The organism is Streptomyces sp. SID9727, assembly GCF_010550605.1.
In the GTDB taxonomy this organism is placed as follows: Bacteria; Actinomycetota; Actinomycetes; order Streptomycetales; family Streptomycetaceae; genus Streptomyces.
The window spans coordinates 1-3,247 of record NZ_JAAGNI010000148.1 but is presented as its reverse complement, the minus strand read 5'-3'; the positions used below and the strand labels follow the sequence as shown (position 1 = coordinate 3,247).

Below are 3,247 nucleotides of genomic sequence, written 5' to 3'. Positions count from 1 at the left end.
GACCAGTTCGCGCATCGCGCGCCGGGTGTGCGCGAACGCCTCGTCCGCGTCGGCCCCGATGTCGCCGAACAGGGTCCACCACCACCAGGCGTTGGTACCGGAGTTGACCACCACATCGGGCAGCACGGTGATCCCGCGCGCCGCGAGTAGCGCCTCCGCCTCCGGCAGCACCGGCATGTTGGCGGCCTCCACGACCCAACGGGCCCTGATCCCGGCCTGGTTCACCGCGTCCACGGCGTAGGACACGGCGGCCGGGACGAGCACCTCCGCCTCCTGGACGAGCCAGGCGTCGGCGGGCAGCTCCCGGTCGGCGGCGCGCAGGACGCCTCGGTCCACGGTGCCGTACGCGTCCCGCGCGGCGAGCAGCGCCTCGACGTCGAGCCCGGCCGGGTTCGCGATCGTGCCCTTGACGTCGGCGACGGCGACCACCCGCAGCCCCGCCCGGGACAGGAAGCGGGCGGTCGCCCCGCCCATGGTCCCGAGCCCCTGGAGCGCCACCCGCGCACCGTCGTACGCGACCCCGTCCCGGTCCAGCGCGACGAGCGCGGCCTCGGCGACCCCGCAGCCCCCGACCAGCTCGTCCAGGCCGATGCCGTCCACCTCCAGGGCGAAGGCGTCGGCCAGCCGGCGCCGGGCCGCGGCCTCGTCCTCGAGCAGCGGATAGACGGCCTGCACGGTGGAGACGAGACCCGCTTCGGCCGCCGCGCGGTCCACCAGGCCCTGGGAGAGGCCCAGGTCCTCACCGGTCGTCCAGACGCTCTCGATGTACGGGCGCATCGCCCGCAGATAGCGGACCAGGACGCCGTACGCCGCCGGGTCGCGCGGGTCGCAGTCGATGCCGCCCTTGGCGCCGCCCAGCGGTATGTAGCGGGCCCCGGGCCGGTCCGCGTCGAAGTGCAGGGCCTCCTTCATCGTCATGCCCCGGGCCAGACCGGCCACCTCCTCCAGCGTGCAGCCCGGGCGCATCCGCAGGCCCCCGCTGGACACCCCGCGCACCAGCCGGTCGACCACGAGGTGGCCGCGGCAGCCGGTGGCGTGGTCGGTCCAGGTCAGCGAGATGAGCGGGGCGGGCGGGGACACCGGCGGCGTCGTCATCGGGAGTGCTCCTCGGTCACTGTCGGCGGGCCGTTCTGGGTGGGCGGGCCGGCGAAAGCGGCCGCATTACTGAATCGCGGGTCAGTATCGGAAGCCGATGGCGGCTCTGTCAACGCGGTCTCCGCCGCCGCGCGGCCCCGGTGGCCGGAACGCGCCGGTGCGCGTACGGCGGGAGGCGCGGTTCGTGCTCCCCGGCGGGAGCGGGGACGGCAATCCGCGTGCGCGTGGCGAGCACGTGTACGGACGACGACGCGGGCAAGGCGGTCGGTGCGGAACGCCACCCACCCGGCTGTTCCGCTCTCGCACTGTCGTACCCCTTGGCCATAATGGGACGACCCCGACTCCTCAGGAGACCCCGTGACCGGCGCTGACCACAGGCTTCCGCTCCGCTCCAGGCTGCGTGCGCTGCGCCCCGCTGCCTTCGGGGCCGACCCGGACGGCGCGCGCATGGAGCGCATCCGCCGTTCTCCCAACTTCGCCGACGGTGTCTTCCAGAACCCGGTGGGCGCGCGGATCAGACCCTCGGGTTCCACCCTGGACTTCGCCCGGGTCTACTTCCGCAAGGAGGAGCGGGTGCTCCGGGCCCCCGCCGCCCCGGTGCCCGTGCACGCCACGACCGTCGCCGACCTCGCCAAGCCGCCCGCCTCCGGGCTCCGGATCACCTGGATGGGGCATTCCGGCGTCCTCGCCGAGATCGACGGGCGGCGCGTGCTGTTCGACCCGGTCTGGGGCGAGCGCTGCTCCCCCTTCACTTTCGCCGGCCCCCGGCGCCTGCACCCGGCCCCCGTGCCGCTCGGTGCCCTGGGGCCGGTCGACGTGGTGGTGATCTCGCACGACCACTACGACCACCTGGACCTCCCGACGATCCGGGCCCTGGCCCGTACCGAGACGGTCTTCGCGGTCCCGCTCGGCGTCGGCGCGCATCTGGAGCGCTGGGGTGTCGCGCCCGACCGGCTCCGCGAGCTCGACTGGAACGAGACCACCACGGTCGCCGGCGTCAGCCTCACCGCCACCCCCGCCCGCCACTTCTGCGGACGCGGTCTGCGCAACCAGCAGCACACCCTCTGGGCCTCCTGGGCCGTCGCCGGCCCCCGGCACCGGATCTACCACAGCGGCGACACCGGGTACTTCCCCGGCTTCCGGACCATCGGCGCCGAACACGGCCCGTTCGACGCGACCATGATCCAGATCGGGGCGTACAGCCAGTACTGGCTCAAGGACCGCACGGACGACATGCCGGAGCCGGGCGCCTGGCCGGACATCCACATGAGCCCCGACGAGGGCGTGCGCGCCCACCTCGACCTGCAGGGCGACGATCCGGCGGCGGGCGTCATGCTGCCGATCCACTGGGGGACGTTCAACCTCGCGCTCCACCCGTGGGCCGAGCCCGCCGAATGGTCGATGCGCGCCACCCGGTCCGTGGGCGTCACCATGGTCTCCCCGCGCCCCGGCCAGCCGTTCGAGCCCGCCGATCCGCCGCCCGTCGAGCCGTGGTGGCGCGACGTGGCGACCGAGCCCGCCCCCGGCTGGGGCAACTGGCCTCCGGTCCACGTACAGCTGCACGACCCGGCGGCCGGCGCCGCCCCCGAGGCCGGCCGGGAACGCGACCGGACACCACAGCCCTGAGCTCCTGAGAGCTGCGTTCCGGACTTCCGGACGAGGCACGCACAGGCGGGCCCCCTCGGCATCGGTCGAGGGGGCCCGCCTGTGCGTGCGCCGGAAACGGGCCTGCCCGAATCGGTCGCCCGTACGAGCGCTCATACCAGAGCGGGACGGATGACGGGCAAGTTCCACAACTGCCCATCGCGGCCGCACTTCTCGCGACTACCGTGTGTGCCCGGTGATCAACGGTGGGCTCATATTCTCCGGGCCGCCCGGCCGATGACCCGAGAATGCCCGACCACCGTAGGTGCCACCACGTGCACGCAGATGCCTGGGACCCCACGTACCGAGGACGCTGATGTCTCAACTTCGCGCACCCGACGCGCGACCCGACCGACGAGAGGGCGGGCGGCACGGCCGACCGGGCGCCCGTTCCCACTCGGCCGCGGCCAGACCGCGCGCCGCCCGCCCGACCCCCGAGGTGCGGATACGCCCCCAACTCCTGCGCACCGCCGTGCTGCCGGCCCTCGCGGTCGCCCTCGCCGGCGCC

3 protein-coding genes are annotated in these 3,247 nt (G+C 74.3%); 2 read left to right on the top strand and 1 reads right to left on the bottom strand.

From position 1 onward, the window contains the following. Positions 1 to 1,095: Glu/Leu/Phe/Val dehydrogenase dimerization domain-containing protein (locus G3I41_RS10110; RefSeq protein ID WP_164399885.1), on the bottom strand; the 1,095-nt coding region annotated here is incomplete at its 3' end. A 357-nt stretch (positions 1,096 to 1,452) separates the two neighbouring features. Between G3I41_RS10110 and G3I41_RS10105 the strand changes: the two genes are divergently transcribed. Together G3I41_RS10105 and G3I41_RS36335 are read left to right on the top strand one after the other, a co-directional pair. Further along, positions 1,453 to 2,721 (top strand): MBL fold metallo-hydrolase, encoded by a 1,269-nt coding sequence (locus tag G3I41_RS10105; RefSeq protein ID WP_164399884.1) that lies wholly within the window; start codon positions 1,453 to 1,455, stop codon positions 2,719 to 2,721. Positions 2,722 to 3,055: 334 nt separating this feature from the next. Continuing rightward, positions 3,056 to 3,247 (top strand): hypothetical protein (locus G3I41_RS36335; protein ID WP_203600664.1); only part of this gene is annotated, 192 nt, incomplete at its 3' end.